The sequence below is a fragment of the Acinetobacter sp. YH12156 genome (assembly GCF_013418235.1).
Lineage (GTDB): Bacteria > Pseudomonadota > Gammaproteobacteria > Pseudomonadales > Moraxellaceae > Acinetobacter > Acinetobacter pseudolwoffii.
The window spans coordinates 65,586-91,063 of sequence record NZ_VPCL01000013.1 but is presented as its reverse complement, the minus strand read 5'-3'; the positions used below and the strand labels follow the sequence as shown (position 1 = coordinate 91,063).

General features: G+C 38.1%; 22 protein-coding genes, 5 pseudogenes and 1 other annotated feature. Of the genes and pseudogenes, 13 read left to right on the top strand and 14 right to left on the bottom strand.

Translation table 11 applies throughout. From position 1 onward, the window contains the following. Positions 1-14 precede the first annotated feature (14 nt). Positions 15-305: pseudogene (locus FTU87_RS12005) on the bottom strand (IS481 family transposase); the annotation flags it as partial. 522 nt (positions 306-827) lie between these two features. Here FTU87_RS12005 and FTU87_RS12000 point away from each other — a divergent pair. The 4 genes and pseudogenes from FTU87_RS12000 to FTU87_RS11985 all read left to right on the top strand — a co-directional run bounded on the left by FTU87_RS12000 (position 828) and on the right by FTU87_RS11985 (position 4,339). After that, entirely contained in the window at positions 828-1,811 is a 984-nt protein-coding gene (locus FTU87_RS12000) for a putative oxygenase MesX (RefSeq protein WP_159138861.1), read from the top strand. A gap of 50 nt (positions 1,812-1,861) precedes the next feature. Next, positions 1,862-2,905 (top strand): methionine synthase, encoded by a 1,044-nt coding sequence (locus tag FTU87_RS11995; RefSeq protein WP_180097490.1) that lies wholly within the window; start codon positions 1,862-1,864, stop codon positions 2,903-2,905. Positions 2,906-3,003: 98 nt separating this feature from the next. After that, complete coding sequence (locus tag FTU87_RS11990; RefSeq protein ID WP_005093807.1) at positions 3,004-3,498, top strand: flavin reductase; 495 nt, start codon at positions 3,004-3,006, stop codon at positions 3,496-3,498. A gap of 41 nt (positions 3,499-3,539) precedes the next feature. Beyond that, positions 3,540-4,339 (top strand): annotated as a pseudogene (locus FTU87_RS11985) (sulfite exporter TauE/SafE family protein). 198 nt (positions 4,340-4,537) lie between these two features. On the opposite strand, the gene FTU87_RS11980 reads toward FTU87_RS11985, so the two are convergent. The 6 genes and pseudogenes from FTU87_RS11980 to FTU87_RS11955 form a co-directional block, all read right to left on the bottom strand. Next, a protein-coding gene (locus FTU87_RS11980) for an IS3 family transposase (RefSeq protein WP_180097487.1) occupies positions 4,538-5,757 on the bottom strand; the annotation gives its coding sequence in 2 pieces (ribosomal slippage) (positions 4,538-5,481 and positions 5,481-5,757; 1,221 coding nt in all). Beyond that, positions 5,366-5,482: a sequence feature (AL1L pseudoknot), on the bottom strand. (Overlaps the previous gene by 117 nt.) Beyond that, a complete protein-coding gene (locus tag FTU87_RS11975; protein WP_373684777.1) occupies positions 5,732-6,028 on the bottom strand; it encodes a LysR substrate-binding domain-containing protein in 297 nt (98 codons plus the stop codon). The genes FTU87_RS11980 and FTU87_RS11975 overlap by 26 nt, the downstream gene beginning before the upstream one ends. Before the next feature lie 704 nt (positions 6,029-6,732). Continuing rightward, positions 6,733-7,194, bottom strand: a complete 462-nt coding sequence (locus tag FTU87_RS11970; protein ID WP_004733111.1) for a DIP1984 family protein — start codon at positions 7,192-7,194, stop codon at positions 6,733-6,735. 195 nt (positions 7,195-7,389) lie between these two features. Next, positions 7,390-7,753: pseudogene (locus tag FTU87_RS11965) on the bottom strand (IS3 family transposase); the annotation flags it as partial. Further along, positions 7,747-8,028 (bottom strand): annotated as a pseudogene (locus FTU87_RS11960) (helix-turn-helix domain-containing protein); the annotation flags it as partial. The pseudogenes FTU87_RS11960 and FTU87_RS11965, both read right to left, overlap by 7 nt. Positions 8,029-8,160: 132 nt before the next feature. After that, positions 8,161-9,132 carry a GlxA family transcriptional regulator gene (locus FTU87_RS11955; RefSeq protein WP_004733159.1) on the bottom strand — a complete coding sequence of 324 codons (972 nt, stop codon included), beginning with the start codon at positions 9,130-9,132 and terminating at the stop codon, positions 8,161-8,163. Between the two features lie 132 nt (positions 9,133-9,264). Between FTU87_RS11955 and FTU87_RS11950 the strand changes: the two genes are divergently transcribed. From FTU87_RS11950 to FTU87_RS11940, 3 genes are all read left to right on the top strand, one after another. Continuing rightward, positions 9,265-10,149, top strand: coding sequence for an MBL fold metallo-hydrolase (locus FTU87_RS11950; RefSeq protein WP_180097484.1), 885 nt, complete (start codon positions 9,265-9,267; stop codon positions 10,147-10,149). An 84-nt stretch (positions 10,150-10,233) separates the two neighbouring features. Continuing rightward, positions 10,234-10,776, top strand: coding sequence for a cysteine hydrolase family protein (locus FTU87_RS11945; RefSeq protein WP_005176773.1), 543 nt, complete (start codon positions 10,234-10,236; stop codon positions 10,774-10,776). Positions 10,777-10,918: 142 nt separating this feature from the next. Further along, positions 10,919-12,253 (top strand): ISNCY family transposase, encoded by a 1,335-nt coding sequence (locus tag FTU87_RS11940; protein WP_180097481.1) that lies wholly within the window; start codon positions 10,919-10,921, stop codon positions 12,251-12,253. 489 nt (positions 12,254-12,742) lie between these two features. Here FTU87_RS11940 and FTU87_RS11935 read toward each other — a convergent pair whose 3' ends face one another. The 4 genes from FTU87_RS11935 to FTU87_RS11920 all read right to left on the bottom strand — a co-directional run bounded on the left by FTU87_RS11935 (position 12,743) and on the right by FTU87_RS11920 (position 16,012). Beyond that, positions 12,743-13,945, bottom strand: a complete 1,203-nt coding sequence (locus tag FTU87_RS11935) for a 3-oxoadipyl-CoA thiolase (RefSeq protein ID WP_180097478.1) — start codon at positions 13,943-13,945, stop codon at positions 12,743-12,745. 97 nt (positions 13,946-14,042) lie between these two features. Next, positions 14,043-14,654: a glutathione S-transferase family protein gene (locus FTU87_RS11930; RefSeq protein WP_180097475.1), complete on the bottom strand. Its 612-nt coding sequence runs from the start codon at positions 14,652-14,654 to the stop codon at positions 14,043-14,045. A 14-nt stretch (positions 14,655-14,668) separates the two neighbouring features. Then, positions 14,669-15,421: an IclR family transcriptional regulator gene (locus FTU87_RS11925; RefSeq protein ID WP_180097473.1), complete on the bottom strand. Its 753-nt coding sequence runs from the start codon at positions 15,419-15,421 to the stop codon at positions 14,669-14,671. Between the two features lie 12 nt (positions 15,422-15,433). After that, positions 15,434-16,012 carry a VOC family protein gene (locus FTU87_RS11920; protein ID WP_370982491.1) on the bottom strand — a complete coding sequence of 193 codons (579 nt, stop codon included), beginning with the start codon at positions 16,010-16,012 and terminating at the stop codon, positions 15,434-15,436. Between the two features lie 78 nt (positions 16,013-16,090). On the opposite strand from FTU87_RS11920, the gene FTU87_RS11915 reads away from it, so the two are divergent. The 6 genes from FTU87_RS11915 to FTU87_RS11890 all read left to right on the top strand — a co-directional run bounded on the left by FTU87_RS11915 (position 16,091) and on the right by FTU87_RS11890 (position 22,533). Continuing rightward, on the top strand, positions 16,091-16,942 hold the full coding sequence (locus FTU87_RS11915; RefSeq protein ID WP_180097470.1) for a fumarylacetoacetate hydrolase family protein: 852 nt from the start codon (positions 16,091-16,093) through the stop codon (positions 16,940-16,942). A 62-nt stretch (positions 16,943-17,004) separates the two neighbouring features. Next, positions 17,005-18,489: a bifunctional 3-(3-hydroxy-phenyl)propionate/3-hydroxycinnamic acid hydroxylase gene (locus tag FTU87_RS11910; protein ID WP_180097467.1), complete on the top strand. Its 1,485-nt coding sequence runs from the start codon at positions 17,005-17,007 to the stop codon at positions 18,487-18,489. A 54-nt stretch (positions 18,490-18,543) separates the two neighbouring features. Further along, positions 18,544-19,908 (top strand): MFS transporter, encoded by a 1,365-nt coding sequence (locus FTU87_RS11905; protein ID WP_180097465.1) that lies wholly within the window; start codon positions 18,544-18,546, stop codon positions 19,906-19,908. Beyond that, positions 19,901-20,584, top strand: coding sequence for a 3-oxoacid CoA-transferase subunit A (locus FTU87_RS11900; RefSeq protein ID WP_370982490.1), 684 nt, complete (start codon positions 19,901-19,903; stop codon positions 20,582-20,584). The genes FTU87_RS11905 and FTU87_RS11900 overlap by 8 nt, the downstream gene beginning before the upstream one ends. A gap of 2 nt (positions 20,585-20,586) precedes the next feature. Next, a complete protein-coding gene (locus FTU87_RS11895; protein WP_180097459.1) occupies positions 20,587-21,234 on the top strand; it encodes a 3-oxoacid CoA-transferase subunit B in 648 nt (215 codons plus the stop codon). 75 nt (positions 21,235-21,309) lie between these two features. Beyond that, entirely contained in the window at positions 21,310-22,533 is a 1,224-nt protein-coding gene (locus tag FTU87_RS11890; RefSeq protein WP_180097456.1) for an OprD family outer membrane porin, read from the top strand. Positions 22,534-23,034: 501 nt separating this feature from the next. On the opposite strand, the pseudogene FTU87_RS11885 reads toward FTU87_RS11890, so the two are convergent. The 3 genes and pseudogenes from FTU87_RS11885 to FTU87_RS11875 form a co-directional block, all read right to left on the bottom strand. Continuing rightward, a pseudogene (locus FTU87_RS11885) lies at positions 23,035-23,721 on the bottom strand (LysR substrate-binding domain-containing protein); the annotation flags it as partial. 38 nt (positions 23,722-23,759) lie between these two features. Beyond that, positions 23,760-24,323, bottom strand: coding sequence for a recombinase family protein (locus tag FTU87_RS11880; RefSeq protein WP_180097454.1), 564 nt, complete (start codon positions 24,321-24,323; stop codon positions 23,760-23,762). Positions 24,324-24,506: 183 nt separating this feature from the next. After that, complete coding sequence (locus FTU87_RS11875) at positions 24,507-25,406, bottom strand: cation diffusion facilitator family transporter (RefSeq protein ID WP_005028603.1); 900 nt, start codon at positions 25,404-25,406, stop codon at positions 24,507-24,509. Positions 25,407-25,478 lie beyond the last annotated feature (72 nt).

Below are 25,478 nucleotides of genomic sequence, written 5' to 3'. Positions count from 1 at the left end.
AAATATTTATGCAATAAAGCCACGAAGAGATAAAGCTTACCCTGTGCTGTTTGCATCTCAGCGATGTCGATATGAAAGTAACCATTGAAGCGCTTCCTGTCAGGGCGATCACCTTGTACCTTAGGCAGTCGTGAAATACCATGCCGCTGCAAGCAGCGGTATAACGACGAGCGTGTCAGATAAGGAATACTTGGCTGCAATGCATAAAGGCAATCGTCTAGCGGCAACAAAGTGCGTTTTTGAAAAGCAACAATTGCCGTCTCATCTTCAGGCGATAACACGCTTGAGCGAGGATTCTTTGGCCCGGTTGTAAGATAAACCAACCTTGGTAAGAGTCACCAACATAAGATACACTAAATAACATAATTGGTATGTTAGTAAACTCTATATATAACAGTTATATAGAGTTTTTATTTTGTGTGGTGTAATTTAATGTAGGGTGGGGTAATTTGATTTTTGGTCACTAATTTATTGTGATAATCAACAATAATAACCAACATACACATGCTTAATCTAAAGGTATTTTACTGACTGGTATAATTTTATGATGAGAGGGGTGTTGCCTGGGGCTACGGTTTCTGTTTTGCTTTTTGACGTAACACGTACAAATGGTAGAGTTGCAAAAAACATTACCAATTTCAGATAAAGATTTTAGATAGCCGCTTAGCTTACTGAATAACTAAAAATCCTCAGCATCTTTAATTTATTAAGATGAGTATTTCTCATCTTAAGCTGAATTTATATCGTTTTACTCACTTTCTTATTCACGTTTAAATATAGCCATTCAGAAATTTAACTTTTTATAAAATTTTTAGGTGGCAATCTCCATGAGTACAGCATTTGAGTGTTCAATTAAACGTATCCGTTTTGATGAGAATTATACACCAGCAGAAAACACACGTTTAACCACAAACTTTGCCAATTTGGCACGTGGGGAAAGCCGTGAAGAAAACTTGCGTCGTACCCTTGCGATGATCAACAACCGTTTTAATAGCTTGGCAACCGTTGATAACCCGAAAGGTGATCGCTATTCACTTGAGATTGACATTATTTCTGCGGAAATTGATATTGAAGGTAATGGTCAAACTTTCCCATTTATTGAAACACTTAAAAGTGTTGTGATTGACCATCAAACAGGTGAGCGTATTGAAGGCATGATCGGCAATAGCTTCTCATCTTATGTGCGTGATTACGACTTCAGCGTGGTATTGCCACAATTGGGTTGTGGTGTAGGTGAAAAACCTGAAGATTTTGGCAATCTACATGGCAAGCTTTATCAACATTTAGTCAATTCAGATGTATTTAAAGCAGAATTTAAAAAACAACCTGTCATTTGCTTAAGCGTTTCAACCTCTAAAACGTATTTCCGTACAGCCAACGTACATCCTATTTTGGGTGTGGAATACAAAAATGATGAATATTCACGTACCGATGAATATTTTGCCAAAATGGGTTTACGTGTACGCTACTTTAAACCAGAAGGTGGTAATGCACCATTAGCATTCTATTTCGCTGGCGATTTAGTCCGTGATTATACTGATTTTGAATTGATCAGTGCTATTGCGACCATGGAAAGTTTCCAACGGATCTATCGTCCTGAAATTTACAACACCAACTCTCCTGCAGGTGTGGTGTATCAACCAAGTCTAAGCTATGGCGATTATTCACTTACACGTGTGGTCTATGACCGTGTGGAACGTGGTGAGCTTGCAGTTAAACAAGGTAAATGGACGGAAGAAAACTTCATTAAGCCTTATCAAGACATTTTAAATGAATGGGCTGCAAATTTCGAAGTCGAAACAGCTGCTTAATCCATTAAATTGATAAACAGATTTACGAATTTAGACAAAGAAGATTAGACATGGCGCTTACACAACCGAAACTTTTACTCCCAACTTCAACTGCGGGTAGCTTGCCAAAACCGTCTTGGTTAGCTGAACCTGAAAAATTATGGTCTGCATGGAAGCTTGAAGGCGAAGAATTATTAGAAGCTAAACGTGATGCTTTGAAATTATCATTACATGAGCAAGTCACTGCAGGTATCGATATCGTGAGTGATGGTGAGCAAACCCGTCAGCACTTTGTAACCACGTTTATTGAACATCTTGAAGGTGTAGATTTCGAAAAGCGTGAAACCATGCGTATTCGTAATCGTTATGATGCAAGTGTACCTTCAGTTGTGGGTGAAGTTTCTCGTAAAAAAGCAGTGTTTGTAGACGATGCGAAATTTTTACGCAGCCAAACCAGTCAGCCAATTAAATGGGCGTTGCCTGGTCCAATGACCATGATTGATACACTTTTTGACGGACACTACAAGAGCCGTGAAAAACTGGCTTGGGAATTTGCCAAAATTTTGAACCAAGAAGCTTTAGAACTTGAAGTAGCAGGCGTAGACATTATCCAATTTGATGAACCTGCGTTTAACGTATTCTTTGATGAAGTGAATGACTGGGGTGTACCAACCTTAGAACGTGCACTTGAAGGTCTAAAATGTGAAACTGCAGTTCATATTTGCTATGGTTACGGCATTAAAGCCAATACAGATTGGAAACAAACTTTAGGTAATGAATGGCGTCAATACGAAGAGTCATTCCCGAAACTACAACAATCTAAGCTCGATATTATTTCACTTGAATGCCAAAACTCACGTGTACCAATGGATTTGATTGAATTGATCCGTGGTAAGAAAGTGATGGTGGGTGCCATTGATGTAGCAACTAGCAAAGTTGAAACTGCAGAAGAAGTGGCGAATACCTTACGTAAAGCACTTCAATTTGTTGATGCAGATAAACTCTATCCTTCAACCAACTGTGGTATGACACCACTTTCTCGCCAAGTTGCACGTGGCAAGCTTGAGGCTTTAAGCGCAGGTGCTGCCATTGTTCGTAAAGAGCTAGAAGCTTAATCAAACGTAGTCTCGTGCGAAGCAGGGGCAAATTATTGCAAGATGATTTGTTCTACTTAAAGCACGAGCACGTGATATGTACATTTGAGATGAAAGAGATGATTGAAGCAACAGACTTTAGAAATGCAATGTCTTTACTCACCACAGCAGTGAATGTTATTACGACTGCGAGTAAAGCAGGTATGCATGGATTTACTGCATCTGCCGTATGTAGCGTGACGGATACACCGCCAACGTTATTGGTCTGTATGAATCAATCCTCCCGTTCACATGCCCATTTTGTTGAAAATAAAGTCTTGGCTGTAAACGTACTAAGTACTCAGCATGAACAGCTTTCAAATGCTTTTGCTTCAAGTAAATTCAGTTCTGAAGAGCGTTTCAACTTAGGTGAGTGGAGTGCGTTGGAAACTGGTTCACCTATTTTGCAAGATGCCTTGGTCAGTTTTGACTGTGAAATTCAGGACATTCAGCAAGTGGGTACACACAGTATTTTCATGTGTCGTGTGCTTCAAGTTCAACAAAGCGATCAAGAAGAAAGCCTGGTGTATTTTAACCGTGCTTATCATCAAGTGGGTCAGTTGGAACACGCTTAATTCAACGCCTTAATCCTTTCATTTTTTAAAGTTAGTCTATTGTGGAACTTATAACCTTTTTAGTCATCGGTGCTTTTGCTGGTTTTGCAGCAGGGCTGTTTGGTGTCGGCGGTGGTACGATTATTGTGCCACTGCTTTTTATTGTCTTTACTCAAGTGGGTTATGACCCGATGTGGTTATGCACCTCGCATTAGGCACATCTTTAGCAACCATTGTTGTTACTTCGATTAGCTCATTGATGGCGCATCATAAAAATGGGGCTGTGATTTGGTCGGTATTTAAAAATCTAGCACCACCCATGGCGATTGGTTGCTTTTTTGGGGCGGGTATTGCAGGTTTGATATCAGGATTACATCTACAAATCATTGTTGGCTTATTTCTGATTTGGGTTGCCTATACCATGTTTACAGGTGCCAAAAAAGTAATTGATCCAACGAAAAATTTACCTTCATCAGGTCAACAAATTGCTGCTGGTAGTGTGATTGGAGTTGCATCAGCAATCTTTGGGATTGGTGGCGGTAGCCTGACGGTTCCGTACCTGAATCGCTATGGTGTGGTCATGCAGAAGGCGGTTGGAACATCTGCGGCATGTGGACTCCCCATTGCTGTTGCTGGTGCATTAGGTTTTATTATTTTTGGTATAAATGCTGAGATTAATGTACCTAATACCATTGGTTATGTGCATATTTATGCATTTATTGGCATTAGCATCATGAGTTTCATTACGGCTAAGTTTGGTGCGAAGGCGGCACATGCTTTATCACCAGCAATGTTAAAGAAATGCTTTGCAGTTTTATTGGTCATTGTAGCAAGCTTCTTCCTTGTGAAGGGATTAATTTAATATTGGACTTCGCATAAGAGATTTTATGCTAAATGTAATTTTAAAGACTTATTTCATGACTATATTTATTTACTAAATTTAACCAGGCTTTTGTTGCATGAGAGATCTCTAATCCTTTATGCCAAGCCATATGTAATTGCCAGGTCATATCATCACTATTGAACCGTACCGGGTTTGTCGGAGACTTTTTTATTTAAGTTAGGCCACCTGACCTAACGGGTTAATCTTATCATAGTACATTGCTTCAAACTCAAAAGGCGATACATAACCCAGTGCACTATGTACACGCTTTTTATTGAACCAATCTACCCAGTTTAGTGTCGCAAGTTGTACATCTGCTAAACCTTGCCAATCTGCTTTTAAATATTCAATCACCTCTGTTTTGTATAAGCCATTCACCGTTTCAGCCAGAGCATTATCGTATGAATCACCAGTTGTACCGACTGATGCTCGTAAATTTACAGCTTCTAAACGATTGGTATAGCGAATAGAAAGATATTGAACACCTCTATCGGAATGATGAGTCACATTCTTTGGCATGCCTCGATCGTGCAATGCTTGCTCAAGTGCATCGAGTACCATATCTGTATTCATCCGTGTAGATACTTTCCATCCAACAATTGCTCGTGAGAACACATCAATAATAAAGGCGGTATAGACCCAGCCTGAATTTGTTTGAATATAGGTAAAGTCAGCAACCCACAAGTGATTAGGCTGATCAGCTCTAAAATTCCGTTTCACCAAGTCAGGTGCTCGTTTTTGGTCATCTCGGCTACGGGTGGTTTGTTTATTCTTACCTCGCCAAACACCTTGTATACCTAGCTTTTTCATTAATCGAGCAACAGTACAGCGTGCAATAATATAGCCTTCACGTTTCAGTTTTTGCCAGACTTTACGTACACCATACCGACCTGAACTTTCCTTCCAAATTCGTTTAATCTCCTCAGCATGATACAAGTCATGTAAATCTCGCTTTGCTCGATGTTCTGGATTTTCACAGAGATCTAGAGTCCGGTAATAGGTTGAAGCTGCGATCGGTAAAATCCTACAAATCGCATCAACACCATATAAGTCTTTATTGTTATGGATGAAATCCACCATTATTTGTGTGGGCGGTCGAGCTCCGCCTGGGCGAAAAAAGCGGCTGCTTTACGTAGAATTTCATTGGCACGCTTTAATTCTTTAATTTCACGTTCCATTTGCTTCATTTTTTCTTGATCAGATATCTGTTGTACTTTAATAGGATTTTGCTGATCTAAATGCTTTTGATGCCAGGCACGAAGTGTTTCAGGAGTACAACCAATCTTAGGCGCAATTGCTGTGATTGCAGCCCAAGTAGAAGGATAATCTTTTTCAGATTCAATCAATAATTGAACCGCTCTTTCTCTGATTTCAGGGGTATATTTTAATTTTGTCATCGGGATAGTCTCTCAGAATATTGACTCTCCGACAAACCCGGTACGGTTCACTATTGAAGTATATTTTTTTTAAGTTACTAAATTTTCTACAGTAAATTTCTGGAAGAATAGCTATGCCCATATTTGCCTCTACCATTTTTACTATGAAATCCCATTGGCTACTTTTACAGACAATATTAGGTTCAAATCCTGCTTTTTGAGCTTCACTTAATATGATGGGGGTTAAACTGAAATCATCTGTATAAAATAGACCTCTTGCGAAAGTCGTTATTACAAGTTCATTCGGTTTACCAGTGCAGCGATTAAGTTAGCCACTGATGTATCTGGCTGCTGGCATTGCTGAATAAGTTGATGTTTAAATTCAGCCGTGAAGGTTCGACGGGGCTTTTTTAGCATTGGTGTGCTGTCTATAACTGTCTTTAAATCCATAAATAGGTGTCCACTTAAAGTTTAGTGGACACTATCGTGGTATTCATGAGTGAGGAAAAGTGGGGCTCAGCGGATGCTTACTTTCATCTTGAGAGAGTTGGGTGTATTTCTTCATTGCGTGCTTTCCAATTGCGAGTTGAAAAAGTCTAATGATTCTACGAATACACCTAACTTTTTCACCTAACTACAAATGTGTCGCACTTGTGATTTGAATCCGCTATTTTCAAAATCTGTCTTTCAGCTCGTTATGCAACAAAGCCGAACCGAATTAAAAATAGGAATGTGCTTCAGCTGATGCTTGCTCATTTCTTTATTTTTAGTAATTGAGGTGAACATACTGTCAGTACATGGTAGTTATAAGTAACGTGTAACTTTGTTTGCACAAAGATTTGAGTTCTGCCAAGTGATGGATTGATTTGTACTTAAAATTTTAAGCTTATCCACTTGCTTTGCAAGCCACTACACTTTATTTACAATCCTATGTTGTGGAAGTAAGGGATCTTGTACTCGCCCAGTATGTTCAACTTGATTATATCTAAAGGACTATTAGGCTTCAATCAAATCAATTTTCCAATTATTCGACTGAATTAACACATTTAAATCACGTAATTTAAGACTAATATCATCAGCTTGTTTTTGTAATGATGAAACTGGAATAACTTTATGCCACTTTATTTCCCGCGTACTATAACGATCAGATTCACGAGATGTATTACTTATTGCTGCAGTTAGGGTTTTGTGCTGTTCTACAAATTCATCACGCAAAGACAATAAAGCAAGTAGAGAACGACCATCATTTAATTTTGTTAAAGCATTAGTTTCATGAATTGCATAACTTAATTTTTGAAATTCTTGAATTAAAGAAAATACTTGTTTTAATAGTTCATTAGGATCTTCAGATGGTTTATCACCATCTTGTACCAATACATTTGCATTGATACGTTGTTTTAGTGAAATAATTTTTTTTTGTTGATCACTTCGAAGTAAGAGAGCTTCTGCTAATTTCATTTTTCACCTATTAACCAATTAGAATTAAGTTTTAAGCAGCTAAGTAATTTCACAAATACTATATCCTCATTCTTTAAAGATCAAAACAATTGATTTTTTATAATTTTCAGAGGTAGAAGTCTTATATTTTGTCATTAGTCGAAGCTCAGAATTAAGCTAAAGGCCTTTTTCAGATGCAGAATCCTTTATCTGATCCTAGACAGTATTGTGGACAGTCGATCCCTCTAAATTCTTACAATATTTTTGTTCAAAGGCTTCAGGACTTAACCAGCCATTTGCAGAATGTCTTCTGATTCGATTGTAATAAATCTCGATATAGTCAAACAAGACAGCATTCGCTTCTTTTCGAGTGGCAAACACACGCCATGGATTACATGACCTTTCAATGTATGAAAGAAGCTTTCAGTCACTGCATTGTCCCAACATGAGCAGTGTACTGCGCAAGACTGCGTGACATACTTTGAATACAGTTATTCGTCAATAATAGTGCTCTAAAAGCACGACTACAGTACTGACTGCCTTGGTCAGAATGAACCATAACTCCTGTTGAATAAGCTTTTCATGCGCCAAGGTTGGTCCGAAACCATGCAGTTGATCAGAAACAATATTGAGGCACTTGAGTCTGAGTTCTTAAGAAAGCCTGGAATTGCTGGTTTGGCCACGACCCGTATGGGCTAATGCAGCTGGACCTTGAACTTTGTATTTCTGCAGTAAGCGTCTGACCTGACATTCTGAAATATGAAGTAGAAGTAGCTGAGCAGCCTGGGATTGAGTTATGCGTTGATCGCAGATTTCCTGCAAGACCGACAATCGTTTAAGTTCTTTATCCGACATAGTGATCAGCATCTATATTTTATATCCAGTCCATGGTGATAAAAACCATCATAAACTAGACATTTTTATTGGTGAGAATATAGACATTTTGAATGGTGAGTAACATTTCAATTTCGTATAATATCCATTATGTTAAATGGGTGGATTATTTTCATTAATGATCCCAAAAGCTTTTCTCCATGCCTGAGGGCTGGTGCCATATTTTTCACGAAAATTTTTTCTAAATGACACGGTATTATTAAAACCTGAAAGCTCGGTTATCTTTTCGATAGACAAGTTTGTCGTTTCTAAAAGTTCACAACTTAATCTGATTCTTTCAGTATTCAGCCAATCGACTAGGGTCATGCCTGTCGCTTTCTTAAAATGCCGTGTGAACGTCCTGCGTGTCATATGTGTCCGTTCAGCGAGGCTTTCAATATTATGTTGTAAAGCTAAATTCTTTCTTAAAAAATCAAGTAATACATTAATTTGTGCATCTTGGCTCGATTCTGCGACTGGCTGTTCAATAAACTGAGCTTGCCCACCTTCACGGTGAGGCGGGATCACCATTACTCTAGAGACTTTATTCGCAATTCGTGCATTATAGATTTCACGTACCAAGTACAAGCAGCAGTCTAACGCTGCGCCTGTTCCAGCAGAGGTTACGATCCTTTGGTCCTCTACATACAGGGCGTCATTATCAAGCTGAACCTGTGGAAATCGTTCACTAAAATCTTGTTCAGCCATCCAGTGCGTAGCTGCTTTTTTATGGTCAAGCAGCCCTGCATATGCCAATGCATAAGTTCCATAGCATAACCCTACAATTCTAATTCCAGTCTGATATGCACAATTTAGGGCATTGATAAGTACTTCTTCAGGCTCATGATTAAAATCATCCCATCCAGGAATAATAATAAGATCCGACTCTTTAATGAGTTCGATCCCCCCATCAGGGATAATCATCATAGACTGTTCTGTTTTTACGGGTTGGCCATCTATAGAAAAAATTTTCAGATCAAATAAGCGTTTATCTTCAATCCTGATATTGAAAATGATATGGGGGATAGAGAAGTGAAATGGATTTATATTGGGATAAACGAACAATCCAATCACTGGTATAGCCATTCGGTCTACCTCTCTAAAATAATAAATATAGCATGTTGTCCCAATAGTTTCGATGATTGTCCTTAAAGACAATTTTATTGCTTAATTTTTCCTATCATGATTCGAGTATGACTAAATGATTGGATCTGGAACATGAATAAAATTTTAAGTAGCTCTGTTATTGCACTCTCTCTGGCAATGGCTTCAGTCCATTTATATGCGAATGATAAGGTGGTTCAGCTAGATACTTCTAAAGTTACGCATATACAAGAAATTCGCAATGCAACGATTAAAGTAACCTATGCTGATACGACTTTTTTAATTGACCCAATGTTTGCTAAAAAAGGATTCTATGAAGGTTTTCCTGATACTCATCGTAGCTATTTACGGAACCCATTAGTCGATTTGCCTATCAAGCCCGAAACGATTTTAGAAGGTGTAGATGCGGTAATCGTGACCCATACCCATTTAGATCATTGGGATGATGCAGCACAAGCGACTATTCCGAAAAACATGCCGTTGTTTGTACAGAATAAAGAAGACCAGAAAATCATTCAGTCACAAGGCTTCAAAGATGTTCGTGTATTAACTCAAGCGACCTTTGAAGGGATTAAGCTCACTAAAACTGGTGGTCAACACGGTACTGATGCCATGTACCGTATTCCTAAGCTTAAAGCTGGATTAGGTGAAGCAATGGGTGTGGTATTTGAAGCTGCTGGCCATGAAACTGTTTATGTGGCAGGAGATACCATCTGGCGTTCTGAAGTTGATCAAGCGATTCAAACATTTAAACCTGATGTGATTGTCTTGAATACAGGTAACGCCTTGGTTGATGGCTTTAAAGAATCCATTATTATGGGCAAAGAAGATACTTATCGTGCAACTCAGAAAGCACCAAATACTAAAGTGGTTGCTGTTCACATGGATGCAATTAACCACATGTCAGTAACACGTGCTGAGCTTGCAGAGTACGTAAAAGACAAAGGGATTCAAGATAAGGTTTTAATTCCTATTGATGGTGAAACGCTTTCTTTCTAAAGAAACTTAAAGAAGTGGAATACTTCCACTTCTTTAAAATCCTAAGCAGAACAAAACAAATATTAGTTAAGTAAAGGAATAGATATGTCAAAATCAGCTTTATTAGTTATCGACTTACAAAATGAATATCTACCTACAGGTAAATTACCATTGGTAAATATTGAACAAGCTGCTGCTAATGCAGTGAAAGTAATTGCGAAGGCCCGTAAACAGGGTACTCAAGTGATTCATGTCCAACATATTGCTGATGCTGAATCTCCTATATTTGAACCTAGCTCAAATGGTATTGAATTTCAGGACACAGTTAAGCCGCAAGAAGATGAATCTGTGATCATTAAAAATCACATCAATGCGTTCTTAAACACGAATCTCAAAGAAATTTTAGATAGCAATCAAGTGACTGAGTTAGTCGTGATTGGTGCTATGAGCCATATGTGTGTTGATGCTGCTGTTCGTGCTGCTTCTGATTTTGGTTATAAGGTAAAAGTTATTCATGATGCTTGTGCAACACTAGACTTGGAATTTAATGGCGTTAAAGTACCTGCTGGTCATGTCCATGCAACATTAATGGCCGCTTTTGAATTTGCATATGCTCAAGTGATATCAACTGAAGATTATGTTAGTTAAAGATTAAGATTTTCTAAAATTAACATAATACACCTTATACGTAATGCTTGTGTTACTCACCATTCAAAATGTCTATATTCTCACCAATAAAAATGTCTAGTTTATGATGGTTTAAACATCATGGACTGGATATGAAATATAGATGCTGATCACTATGTCTGACAAAGAAATTCAACGTCTTGCTGTTCTGCAAGACGTTCGAGATCAACGTATTACCCAAGTCCGTGCTGCTGAAATCCTCAATCTTTCAACCCGTCAAATTACCCGGTTATTACAAAAGCTCAATCAAGATGGTGTCTCAGGTATGGCGCATGCCAGTCGTGGTCAACCAGGTCATCGTCGCCATGATGATTTATTAAAATCAAAATGTCTTTCCATTATTTCTGAACATCTGCTTGGATTTGGACCCACCTTGGCCCATGAGAAGCTCAGCAGCATATTTGACCTGAATATCCCGGTAGAAACGCTTCGGCGCTGGATGACTGCAAATGACCTCTGGATTCCGCGATCCAAGCGCCTTAAACGCCCATATCAGCCACGCTATAACCGTGATTGCTTCGGTGAGCTGATCCAGATTGATGGCTCATATCATGACTGGTTTGAAGGTCGAGCCCCCAAATGCTGCTTGTTGGTTTATATCGATGATGCCACTGGAAAGCTGTTGCATCTGCGCTTTTGTGAGGCGGAAACGACCTTTGACTATATGCTTTCAACCCGAGCCTACATTGAACAATACGGTAAGCCTCTGGCCTTTTATAGCGATAAACATTCGGTATTCCGAATGAACCAGAAATCGAGCCAGGACAGCGAGATCACGCAATTTGGCCGGATTCTGAACGAGTTAAACATTGATATTATCTTTGCCAACTCACCCCAGGCCAAAGGTCGAGTGGAACGTGCTAACAGGACACTTCAGGATCGTCTGATCAAGGAGATGCGTCTGGAAGGTATCAGTTCGATTGCCGAAGCCAATGCCTGGCTACCCTGCTTCATTGAGCAGTTCAATCAGAAGTTCGCCAAGTGTGCGAGAAACCCAAAGAACTTGCATCGCTCTTTAACGGAATCTGATGCTGAGCTGGAGGATATTTTTACCTGGCAGGAACCGCGTAAGGTCACTAAGAACCTGACCATCACCTATGACAAGTGTATCTATATGCTTGAGCCAACAGCACTGAATCATAAGCTTGTTGGGCAATACATTTCATTTCTGGAGTACCCGGATGGAACTATCGCCATCATGTATGAGGGACGGAAGATCAACTATAGCGTCTTCAATAAACTGGCTGGACTACAGCAAAATGCAGTGGTTGAGAATAAAAGATTAGGCTCGGTTCTGGCCCATATCCAGCAGCAACATGAGGAATTGGAGAAACAGAATAAACGTTCCCGTCTCAAGAAAAGTATGCCGAGTCGTAAAGCTCAGAAAGCTGTTATTGAACAAAGAAATTTAAATCCTGTTCTTGACTCTTGCAGTTAAAAACAGGACATTTTAAATGGTTTATCGCATAGACATTTTAATTGGTGAATAACATATTTCTTGATAAAGTTCAGTGTTTTATGTTGGTGTAAAAAGCCCAACTCAGCTGAGTTGGTCTTTTTTAATGATTCTTCACGTTCAACGGTCAATAAATAAACAATGTTCCACGGTTTTAATAAGCCTAGGTGAACAATCAGATCAGCCCTATGGCTTAAAGGATAAATTTCGTCATTTTATTATGGCCAGTCTCAGGGTGAAGTGTGTCTAATTAACAGACTTTCGGTCTCTAAGTTTTTTGAAGCGAATATCATCGACTCAAATTTCTATTTGCAACAGTGCCAGAATATATCAAAACCTCTTATAAAGAACCGACTTGTTTCCAAGTCGGCTTTTGATGGTTTTTGTACCAATTTCTTATATCTTAAATTTATGAAATTTAATACTATTTCAATGCTTTCATTTACACATTCTTACATGATCAAGTATTTTTTACATACGTTCAATCACCATTGCCAATCCTTGACCAACACCAATACACAAACTAATTACAGCATATTTTTTTTTACTACGTTGTAATTCACGTGCAACTGTGAGAGTTAAACGGGCACCAGAAGCACCAAGTGGATGTCCCAAAGCAATTGCGCCACCATTTGGATTTACACGTGAATCGTTGAAATCTACATTTAGACCTTTTAAACAGGATAATACTTGAGAAGCAAAAGCTTCGTTAATTTCAATAATATCCACTTCATCTAAGCTCAATTCTGCACGTTTTAGTGCGAGTTTTATGGCTTCAATTGGACCTGCACCCATAATGCGTGGTTCGATTCCCATTGCAGCAGAAGCTAGGATTTTTGCGATAGGTTTACGACCGATAATTTTTTCAGCATCTTTTGATCCAATAATAAGAGCAACCGCACCATCATTTATCCCAGAGGCATTCCCCGCTGTTACAATACCACCTTCAAACAAGGGTTTTAGTTTAGTCAATGATTCAATTTGACTGTTCAAACGTGGATGTTCATCTTCAACTACATCCACAAGAGGGAGCTTCTTTCCTTGATTAATTTGTATAGGAGTAATTTCTTCATCAAAAAAGCCTGCTTCTTTAGCTTTTTGATATTTATGTTGAGATGCTAATGCAAATTCATCAGCTTGCTGACGAGTAATGCGAAATTCATGAGCAACGTTATCCCCTGTTTTCGGCATGGTGTCATCACCAAAGGAATATTCGATCTGAGGATTTGAAAAGCGTGCGCCAATAGTTGTATCAAATACTTTTATATCACGAGAGAAAGCTTGCTCTGACTTACCCATAACAAAGGGAGCACGTGACATACTTTCTACACCACCCGCAATATAAATATCACCTTCACCACAAGTAATTGCACGAGCAGAATCAATCACAGCAGCCAAGCCACTCGCACATAAACGATTCACTGTTTGAGCAGGTGTCTTAACATCTAAACCTGCAAGTAATACTGCATGACGTGCAATATTACGACTGTCCTCACCTGCCTGATTCGAATTTCCGAAAATCACATCATCAATAGAATCTTTAGGTAAATTATTTTTTTCAATCAAAGCTTTAATGACTAAAGCAGCCAAATCATCAGGGCGAACTTTTGCAAGGGATCCTCCATGTTTTCCAAAAGCAGATCGTAATCCATCGTAGATATATGCATTTAACATTTAGCCTTCCTTTAGCTGGGGATGTAATAAAGATAAATTTAAAAATTATGTAGATTTTGTTGATAACGTAATTAATGCTTTTGTCTGAAAATCAATCTCACGCTGGGATTGTATTTTTAAAAGCATCACGACTGATTAATGCTGCATACCACCGTTCTATTGCGGGAAAATCATTATTTTTTTTCACCTTAACTTTATTCCAACTATGAAAATAACTTCCCAATGCTATGTCAGCCACTGAAAAATTTTCTCCTGCAATCATCTTGTTATATTTAAGATATTCATTTAGCAGTTCTAATTTTTGCTCAAATAGTAAAATTGCTTTGGATAAGGTATTTGCATTCTGTTGATCTTTTGGAAGCTTAATTTGCAACATGATGATTCTAAAATTTGGAACCAAAGTGCTTAAACACCAATCCATCCATCTTTCAGCAGAGTAGCGACTCTCTATATCAGATAAATAAATTGATTCCTTTCCGTACTTCTCGACTAGAAATCGGAGAATGGTATTTGACTCCCAAAGTAAAAAGTCATTATCTTTCAAACACGGTACTAAACCATTAGGATTCATACTTAAGTATTCACTACTTGTGGTCAACCCATATTGCCCCCCTGCCAAAATATGCTCAAATGGTAAATTTAACTCATGTAAACACCAAATAACTTTACGTACATTGGTGGAATCTGGACGTCCCCAAACCGTAATCAAACGCACCTCTTTAACTAATCGGAATCTATTTTTTTGAATTCACTTTCAATAAATTTTGCAGATTGACTCAATATATCAACAATGGTTTCCACATTTATAAGATTGAAACGTTTTACCGACCCAACAATACTGAGTGAAATTGGAAAAGCTCTATTTGAATAAATGACTGGAACAGCAATTGCCCCTAAATGCGATTCCAACTCACCTTTTGAAAAGTAATAACCTTGCTTTTTAATTTCATTCAACTTTTGAATAAACGAGGCTTCATCTTGCGCAAAATCTGATGTAAGAAATTGTTCATTATATTTTTGAAAAATTGATTTTTGAATTTTCGTGGCAGTATTGGCTAGGATAACTTTTGGTGCTGCACCCACATATGCTGGTCTTGGTCGACCCCGTCCATATGCTAATAAAGTCGTTTCTTTACAACTTTCATGATAGATATCTAAACAATAGTCTTCATAAAATTGTGTTAAACAGCAATTGAATTCAGTCTGCTCCACAATATCTTTCATCAGCGGAATACTTAACTGAATAATAGGATTAGAGCGTTGGGCAATATAATCCATTACTGAAATACGTGGACCTAAAGTATATTGTCCCCCATACAAACGTTCTAAAAGACCATGTACCACCAAGTCTTTAATATATCGGTAACCTGTAGGCTTTGAAAATTCCAATTTTTCACAAATCGTGTCTGCATCCAAAACAGGTTGTTCTATTGTGAATAACTTCAAAATTTGCAACATATTGTTGGATGTAGACATTGTTTCCTCTGTTTAGCTAGCTGACATTAATTGTTGCATTCTACCTTCCCACTCCGCTCTTGGGCAAAAACCTGGTAGTTCCCGGGCATGATCTTCCACAATACTCATGATTTTTTGAGCATCTAATGTTAAATCTAATGGAACTTTCATTGGTTGTGAAACATACCAAGGTGTATCAATAAATAATTCTAAGCGATTCCCTTCAGGATCTGGTGCATAGAATGAGATTGCATTGCCATGGGTAATAGCATCAATATTTGGGACATTCAATGCTTTAAAATTCAAAAATAATTCTTGCAAGGTTTCTAAAGAATCTGCTTCTAAAGATATTTGATTTATCGGATTAAAAATATTTTCTTCTGGACGTCCACTTGCCAACACAATTTGATGATGTGTTTTTGGATCACGACTTAAAAACACTAATTGTACTGTACCTCGTGGTGTATCTAGATTACCTCGATCCGTCACAAAAAAATTTAACACATTAGTGTAAAAATCTTCCATTTTTTCAAGATCTTTCACATATATTCCAATATGGCTAAAGCTGAGTCCTTTCATATTTTTCTCAATATTTGATAAAAGTGTTGACACAACATTATATCTTTGGAATTATTATGTCAACCTTTATCAACTAATGATAATTATTTTAAACAAACAAGGACGACCCTTATGAAATTATTAAGTTTTAGCGTAAATGGCGAACAATCTTTCGGTTTAATCAAAAATGACTCTGTCATTGATTTAAAAAAGAAATTAAATGGCAAATTTGAAGATTTAAAAAGCTTACTTGCAGTAGAAAATTTAGCTGAAACGATTCAGTCGATTGAAAATACTGAAAGTGATTACGCTTTAACAGATATTCAGTTTGAACCAGTGATCCCTAATCCAGGTCAAATTTTCTGTATCGGTTTGAACTATGGTGAACATGTAAAAGAAACTCAACGTGAAGTTACTGAAAAACCAATGATCTTTATGCGTTTGGCACCATCACAAATCGGCCATAACCAACCTCTATTAAGACCTGTTGAAGCTGAGCAGTTTGACTATGAAGGTGAAATTGCCATTGTGATTGGTAAAGGTGGTCGTCGTATTTCAAAAGAGAATGCATGGGATCATATCGCTGGTTACTCCTGCTACAACGATGGTTCAGTACGTGATTGGCAACGACATACTGCACAATGGGGACCAGGTAAAAATTTCTTCCAGACTGGTGGCTTTGGTCCATGGTTAGTAACAAGTGATGAAATCAAAGCCAATGAAACGATGACTTTAATTACTCGTGTTAATGGACAAGAAGTGCAACGTGCACTCACCACACAGTTAATTCACGATATTCCTTCTTTAATTAACTACATCTCAACGTTTACCCCACTCAGTGCAGGTGATGTGATTGTCAGCGGTACACCAGGTGGTATTGGCTTAAAACGTACCCCACCTCTTTTGCTCAAAGAAGGTGATGTTGTTGAAATTGAAGTGGATAAAGTTGGAATACTTAAGAACATTGTTAAAAATGATGCATAAATAAGAAATGAGGATTTTTAAATTTATTTAAAAATCCTCAATAATCGTAAAGGAAATCGAAAATGGATTTACAAAAAAATTATGATATTGCAATTGTAGGCTATGGTCCTACTGGAGTCACACTTGCAAACCTATTGATTAAAATGGGACTTGAAGTTCTTGTTATTGAACGTGAACCTGCCATTCTACAACTCCCACGTGCTATTCGTTTTGACGCTGAATGTATGCGTGTTTTCCAAACGATTGGCATCACTGAAAAACTTCTTGAAGAAATTGCACCTGGTCCAGGTATGAAGTTCGAAGATGCTGAAGGTAATTTATTAATTACTTGGGAGCGGCCTACTGCAAAAGGTATCCATCAGTGGAGCTCGGCATATCGAATCCATCAACCTGATCTAGAAGCTGTCTTACGCGCTAAAATTCATGACCATAATTTACTGGATCTGAAAGTACGCCATGAAGTGTTTAAAATTGATGAGCATGCCGATGCTTGTACAATCCATTATGAAAACTTAGCCAATGGCACGTTGCACCAAGCTCAAGCAAAATTTGTGGTTGGGTGTGATGGTGCTCGCTCATTAGTACGTCGTTTGATTGGCACAACATTTGAAGATCTAGGCTTACATAGTAAATGGCTGGTAGTCGATTTTATTAGTAAGAATAATACCAATGATATTGGTGATTATAGTATCCAATTCTGTGACCCAAAACGTCCAATGAGTTATATCAAAGGTACAGGCATGCGTCGACGTTGGGAAATCATGGTTATGCCTGAAGATGATGTACAGCAACTTGCTACACCTGAAAGTATCTGGAAGCTTTTGGAAAAATATATTCGTCCAGAAGATGCAATTATCGAGCGTTCTGCTGTTTATACATTCCATGCACTTATCGCAAAAAAATGGTGTAAAAATCGGTTAATCATTGCGGGTGATGCTGCTCATCAAACCCCACCATTTATGGGCCAAGGTATGGCAGCAGGTATCCGTGATGCTGCAAACTTGGCATGGAAGTTAAATGAATCAATTCAACACAACAACCTTGGCTTGATTAAAAGCTATCACTCTGAACGTCTTTCACATGTCACAGAGTTTGTAAAAGGTGCGGTTAATTTTGGAAAAATTATTCAAAATTATTGTGAAGATGCTGAATTACAACAACAAGTGAATGAGCTGAAAAACTTCATCACTCCTACACCAAAGCTTGGTCAAGGATTTTATACCACTGGAAATGAGTTAAGTGGACAGATTTCACCACAATTTCTCCTTGTAAATGATCAATTGAGTGATGAAATTGTGGGTTATCGATATGCACTATTTATTCATCCGGAATTCAAACATCTTATCGATGATCTTCATCTCGATCATACAGAAAACCTAGTGACCTTGATTGCTGATTCCATTCCATCAAAACAATGGCTTGAAGATAATCAGGCTATTGCCATTTTGGTACGTCCCGATCGATATATATTTGGGCAAGCCAATAACCGCGAAACTTTAGAAGAGTTAATGAAGGCTGTAAACCTATACGATTTAGCAATGATTTAACTTTAATTAGGCGATTTATTCGCCTATTCCATATTGTGTTCAAAGGAAGAAACGATGGAATCAAATCAAAATAATGCATCTTTTAATGCACATGGTAAACAAGACCAAGACAAACTGAATTTTGTTATAAAAAAAGTTCATAAAAAACTGCTCTACTTTCTCTTAATTTTATTTATTTTTTCTTTTCTCGATCGAATTAATATCGGTTTCGTTGGCAAACAACTAAGTGCGGACTTAGGACTAACTGCATTAAGCTTTGGCCTAGCTAATACCATTTTTTATATCTTTTATATTTGTTTTGGTATGCCAAGCAATTTGATGTTGCGAAAATTAGGTACTCGAATTTGGATTGGATTTATCATCATTGTTTGGGGAATTGCTTCAAGTTGTACTGCCTTTGCTACAGATGAAAAATCACTCTACATCATACGAGCGATTGTGGGTATTGCGGAAGCAGGTTTTATGCCTGGCATGCTACTTTATCTAACGCAGTGGTTCCCCTCTAGCCATCGCTCTAGAGCAAATGCAATCTTTATGTTAGCTATGCCATTTACTGCAATGTTTGGTTCTGTGGTGACTGGTTTTATTTTAAATATGCATGACTTTCAAGGGCTGGCAGGATGGCAGTGGGTCTTTTTACTGGAAGGCTTACCCTGTGTTCTACTCGGATTAATTGTATTTGCTAAACTTCCAAATACGCCTAAAGAAGCAAAATGGCTAAATGAGGATGAAAAAAATATTCTCATAAATGCACTTGAAAAAGAACAGACAAATGAAAAATCTAAATCCACGGTAAAAAGTAGCTCGTTCTCTTTTATTAACTCTTCCGTTATCCGCTGTGCATTAGTCTATTTTTGTATCGTAACCACGTGTGGCATGGTCAATATATGGGTGCCTCAAATTGTTTCAACGGCTTTACCTAATGCTAGTACTGTAATGACTGGTATTGTTGTTGCAATTCCTCATCTTGTTACTATTTTTGCCCTGTTTTTTCTATGCAGTCATTCCGATAAAAAACAAGAACGCTATTGGCACACCTTTATTCCAATGCTGTTAGGCGGTATAGGTTGGCTCATGGCAGCATATCTTCAGATAGGAAGCCTACAACTGATTGGTCTATGTCTAGCATGTATGGCAGGTTTCAGTACCATGGGTATTTTCTGGGCTTTTGCTGATGAAAGCCTTGATAACAGTGCCAAATTCCTAGGGATTGCGTTTATTAATGCTGTTGGTAATTCAGCAACCATTGTTAGCTCATTCTTAATCGGCTTCTTAAAAGATCTAACTCAATCATTTGCAACAGGCATGCTTTACGGCAGTACTTTAATGTTTATTGGAGCTGTCATCATGTTGAGTTTTGCAATGAAGAGAAATCATCAAAGAAAAAAATTAGCAAATGGAATTTATATTAATGAATAAAATCACACCTTCAATTGTGGATTTAATGCAGAACATCAAAGATGGTTCGACCATTCTAATTGGCGGATTCGGTACCGCTGGACAACCTGCGGAGTTAATTGATGTTCTCATCGAAACTGGGGCAAAAGACCTCACGATTGTTTGCAATAATGCCGGCAATGGTGATTATGGGCTTGCCAAATTGCTCAAAGCAGGTTATGTCAAAAAAATGATCTGCTCCTTTCCACGCCAAGCTGATTCTTATGTATTTGATGAGCTGTATCGTGCAGGGAAAGTGGAACTTGAATTGGTTCCACAAGGAAATTTAGCTTGCCGAATTCAAGCTGCAGGTATGGGTCTTGGTGCTATCTTCACCCCAACTGGATTTGGAACATTGTTGGCTGAAGGCAAAGAAACTCGTGCAATTGATGGAGAAGACTATGTTTTAGAGCATCCAATTAAAGCAGATTTTGCTTTAATCAAAGCGCATAAAGGTGACCGTTGGGGCAATTTAGTTTACAACAAATCTGCACGTAATTTTGGTCCTATTATGGCAATGGCAGCCGAAGTCACAATTGCACAAGTGAATGAAATTGTTGAATTGGGTGCTTTAGACCCAGAACACATCATCACACCAGGAATATTCGTACAACATGTTGTACAGCTAAATCCTGTAGAACTTAGCAAGGCAGGTTAACAATGAGCTATAGCAAACTTTCTCGTGATCAGATTGCAGCACGTGTTGCACAGGATATTCCTGATGGAGCCTATGTAAACTTAGGCATTGGTTTACCAACTAAAATTTCAAATTATCTACCCAATGATAAAGAAATTTTTCTACATTCTGAAAATGGCTTATTGGCCTTTGGCCCTGCTCCAGAAGCAGGCTCGGAAGATCAAGATCTGATTAATGCTGGCAAAGAATATGTCACCATGCTCACTGGCGGAAGCTTTTTCCATCATGGTGATTCTTTTGCCATCATGCGTGGTGGACACTTAGACATTTGTGTATTAGGGGCTTTTCAAATTTCTGAAAATGGAGATCTTGCGAATTGGCATACCGGTGCATCCGATGCAATCCCTGCAGTCGGTGGAGCGATGGACTTGGCTGTCGGAGCAAAAAAAGTTTTTGTAACGACAGAACACACCACTAAAACAGGTGAGCCCAAAATCGTTAAAGAACTGAGCTATCCAATAACTGGGAAAACCTGTGTCGATCGAATATATACGGATCTTTGTATCATTGATGTAGATGTAGACGGCTTAAAAGTCATTGAAAAGATAGAGGGGTTAACCTTTGATGCTCTACAGGCAATGACAGGTGCACCACTAATCGATATGACTTAAAAACTATGGGCTGTTTTTTTAAAGAGGAATATTAACAGCCCTAATCAAAAATAAAATGTTTTCAGGACGAAACCAATGAAATTAAATACTATCCTTATTGGGGTATTAGCATCCTATTGTCTAAATTCAACCAGTCATGCAGATTTAATTGAAGATACGACTGCTAATCTATATTTTAAAAATTTTTATTTTGATCGAAATTTTGATGATTCAAAAAGTAAAGATCTTAATAACTGGTCTCAGGCTGTAAGTTTTACTGTAACTTCAGGATATACCAGTACGCCAATTCAGGTGGGTTTAGACCTTTCTGCCCGTTATGCTTATCGCTTAAGTGAGGAAAAAAATATTATTGATAATGTTATGCCTTACGATAAGGCAAAACAAGAACAAGCTCAAGATCAACTTAAACTGGGCGCAACAGCAAAATTTAAATATGCAAATACTGAACTAAAAATTGGTGAAATCATTCCTAAATTACCGATCGTTCATACAGACGTAGCCATGCAATTGCCAACGACCTTTTTAGGAGGAATGATAGAGTCTACTGATCTTAAGAATACTAAAGTGACTGCAGGTCGTATGACCAAAGTAAGTGGTCGTAACGCCGAAGATTATTCTAAATTTCAACTCGTAAATGGGAAGAATAAAGCTCAGTCCGATGCTCTTGATTTTATTGGATTAGATTACAACTTTAATAATCAGCAAGTTCGATATTTCTATGCAAAATTAGAAGATATTTATGACCAAAACTTTTTAAGTTATGAACTGAGACACAACTTCAATACGAATAGTAATTTAAAATCTAATTTTTATGTTTTTGATACACGAGAATCAGGTGATGCTTTAGAGGGCAATATCGATAACCAAGTTTATGCAACCATTCATATGTTAAATTATGGAAATCATACACTTGGACTGGGATACAAATATGTTACTGGTGATGATGCTTTTCCTTTACTCTCTAATTGGATTCCTCAAGTCTATTCAGCCAATTGGTCTGTTGGAACCTATATGCAACAAGATGAACGATCTTGGCAAGTGCGTTACGATTATGATTTTAAGGACACGTCATTAAATGGCTTAAAGAGTACAATTCGCTATTTTTATGGTGATCATATCAAAACAGGAAATAGCCATGATGGCACAGAAAAAGAGTTTGATTTCATATTAAATTATGAATTTCAACAACCGAAATTGAAAGGTTTAGCATTTTCATGGTTATTCGCAGACTATAAAAATTCCGTATCAAAGGATTATATAGAAAATCGTTTAGGGCTCACTTATAACTATAAATTTTAGTGGTGAGTGGACTGCTCCTAGTATCCTAGACATGAGACAGCTTTCAAATAAAGCTGTCTCAATCCATATTAAAATCAGAACGAATATTAAAACACAGCAGTGAAAATGAGCAGATGCATTTTTTCTTTCCCCCCATCACGCAGGATTTGTGTTTTAAAATCGAGGGGCTGGTACTGTTGGGACAATGCTACGCCGGATTTGAAAATTTTTTGCTTGATTAACATTTCAAGTGTGAGACCAAGATCAATTAACAGGCCTTTGCCGGTCTAAACAAAGATACCGCGTTCACTCTGGATGATAAAAAATGGAAGCCTGTAGCTCCCAACTGAATTGGCCAGCAGCACCAGCGAATTGTATCTTTGGATGGAGATACTTTAAAACAGGCCCCAGCTTCACCAATGATGTCGAACTACCTGATAAGAGTTAAATCCTTCTAATACAGCGTCCGCTACCAATAGAACGATATGTTTGGCAGCATGGTTTTCTGGCATGTGGCATGCTTTATTCCGAAAATAACTGGAAACACACTTGTCGTAACCAATGGTTCCCAGGGTTGTGATGCACACGGGCGTGCCAGTGCTGCTTGACACTATAGGTCGGAAAATCATAGGGTGGTTGCAGGATTTTCAGCCCGCCCCGATTGAGTAGCACACGACTGAGATAGTTCGGAATCGTGGCAATCGCATCGGTATCCTGTACCACCAGCCCCACGCCTAAATAACTGGGCAAACGGATCAGAATATTGCGGTTAACCCCTAAATTTTGTAGTGCATGCTCGAGTACATAATGCCCACCGGTTGCCAAAATATCGACATGCAGTTCTTGGCGAAATTGCTGATCAGACAGACGGTCATCGCCTAGACGGGGATGGTCTTTACTGGCAATACAGATATAGTGCTGCTGAAATAAAGTCTGCTGGTAAAAACCAGCTTCAAGTTGCGGTAAGAAACCAATCGCTAGGTCGATTTCACCATTCGACATCTTGAGTGCCGTATTCACATCAATTGGGTGGATATCCAGCCGAACATTCGGTGCATGGACTCTGAGGTAGTTTATCAGTTTCGGTAATAACACCAAGTGACTGATATCGGTCATGCTGATTTTGAACTCGTAATTTGAGGTCAACGGATCAAACGCGATGTTATATCCCTGAATGACTTTTAACTTGTTCAGCACTTCCACGACGATCGAGTCAAAACAGAAGATGATGGTAATCCACCCTAAAACTAATTCTTCGTCAAATACCGATAAACAGCCTGCCGGCTGATACCAAAGGCTTTTGCCAGATCAACTTTGGATGAATACTTCCTTTCTTTCCAGGCTTGTCGTAGGGATTCAGCTTGCTCAGGATTTAATTTATGGACACGACCTTTATATTTTCCTTGAGCAGCTGCGATCTTAATCCCTTCTTTCTGACGTTCTAAGATAATTTCCCGCTCAAATTGGGCAAAAGCTCCCATTAACTGCAGCATCAAGTTATCCATCGGAGTAGCCTGAGCAGTGAAGGTAATATTTTCTTTGACAAACTGGATGGCCACTCCCCTCTTTACGAGCTGATCAACTTCAGTAACTAAATCTTTCAGACTACGAGCGAAACGATCCATGGAGTGAACAACAATCATGTCCCCTTCACGCACATAGCTGAGCATTTCCTGAAATTTCGGGCGGGCAGTATTTTTTCCAGAAGCCTTATCAACAAAAATCCGGTCGACGTCAATTCCTTCAAGTTGTCGTCCAATATTTTGGTCAACAGAGCTCACTCTGACGTATCCCACCTTATGACCTTTCATTTTGCACTCTACCAGACGCTTATTTCTATTTATTGTAATAAATAAATTTAATATTTAAAAGTTACATGTAACGTATGGCCAATATTTATTTAAATGAGACATAAATTTTAGGGTATTTCAAATGTTACTTTAGGGTATACTTTAAAGTTACACAAAACATCTATATGAAGACTAAAGTCCAAATTAGTGTTTATGTTGGTTCAATGTATTACATTTCGTATTTTCTATTTGTAACGTAATTTCAGTAATATTATGATTATGTTTTAGAACTTCTAAGGCCTTTTGATAGAGTTGATCTGTATTGCTATTCGGAGCAACCAAATGAGCAGTTAAATGAATATTTCTTGAGGATATAGCCCAGACTTTCAACTGATGAATCCCTTCAACGCCCTCTAGCTTCAATAAATCATTTCTTAACGACTCAATATCAATCTCATCAGGAACTCCTTCAAGCAGAATATGAATACTTTGTTTTAATAAAATCCAAGTTCGAGGTAAGACCCAGAAGCCAATTAACACAGCGATTACGGTATCAACCCACATCCACTGGGTAAAATAAATAACTATTCCTCCGATAATCACGCCTATCGATCCTAGAGCATCACTAAGAACTTCTAAATATGCACCTTTTATATTTAGACTTCCTTCAGCACTAGCAGAAAGGATTTTCATTGAAATCAAATTTATGACCAAACCAATGACCGCGACAATCATCATTCCAACACTTTGAATTTCAGCAGGATTCGTAAAACGTTGATAAGCTTCATATACAATATATATTGCTACCACAAAAAGCATCACCGCATTAAACAGAGCCGCTAAAATTTCAAATCGCTGATAGCCAAAAGTTCTTTTATCATCTGCGGCTTTTTTACCAATTTTGATAGCGGCAAGAGCAATAGCTAAAGCGGCTACATCAGTAAACATATGAGCTGCATCAGATAACAAAGCCAAACTTTGGGTAATAAAAGCAGCGACAACTTCTACTATTAAAAAAGTAGTCGTTAAACCTAAGGCAACCATTAACTTCTTACTATTTTCTTCAGTAACAACCGCATGGCTATGATCATGATGTTCTGACATAAAATATTTTCCTTATTCTATTTATGATGAGCAGAGATATTGGATAACAGCCAATATCTCTGCTGTAAATCG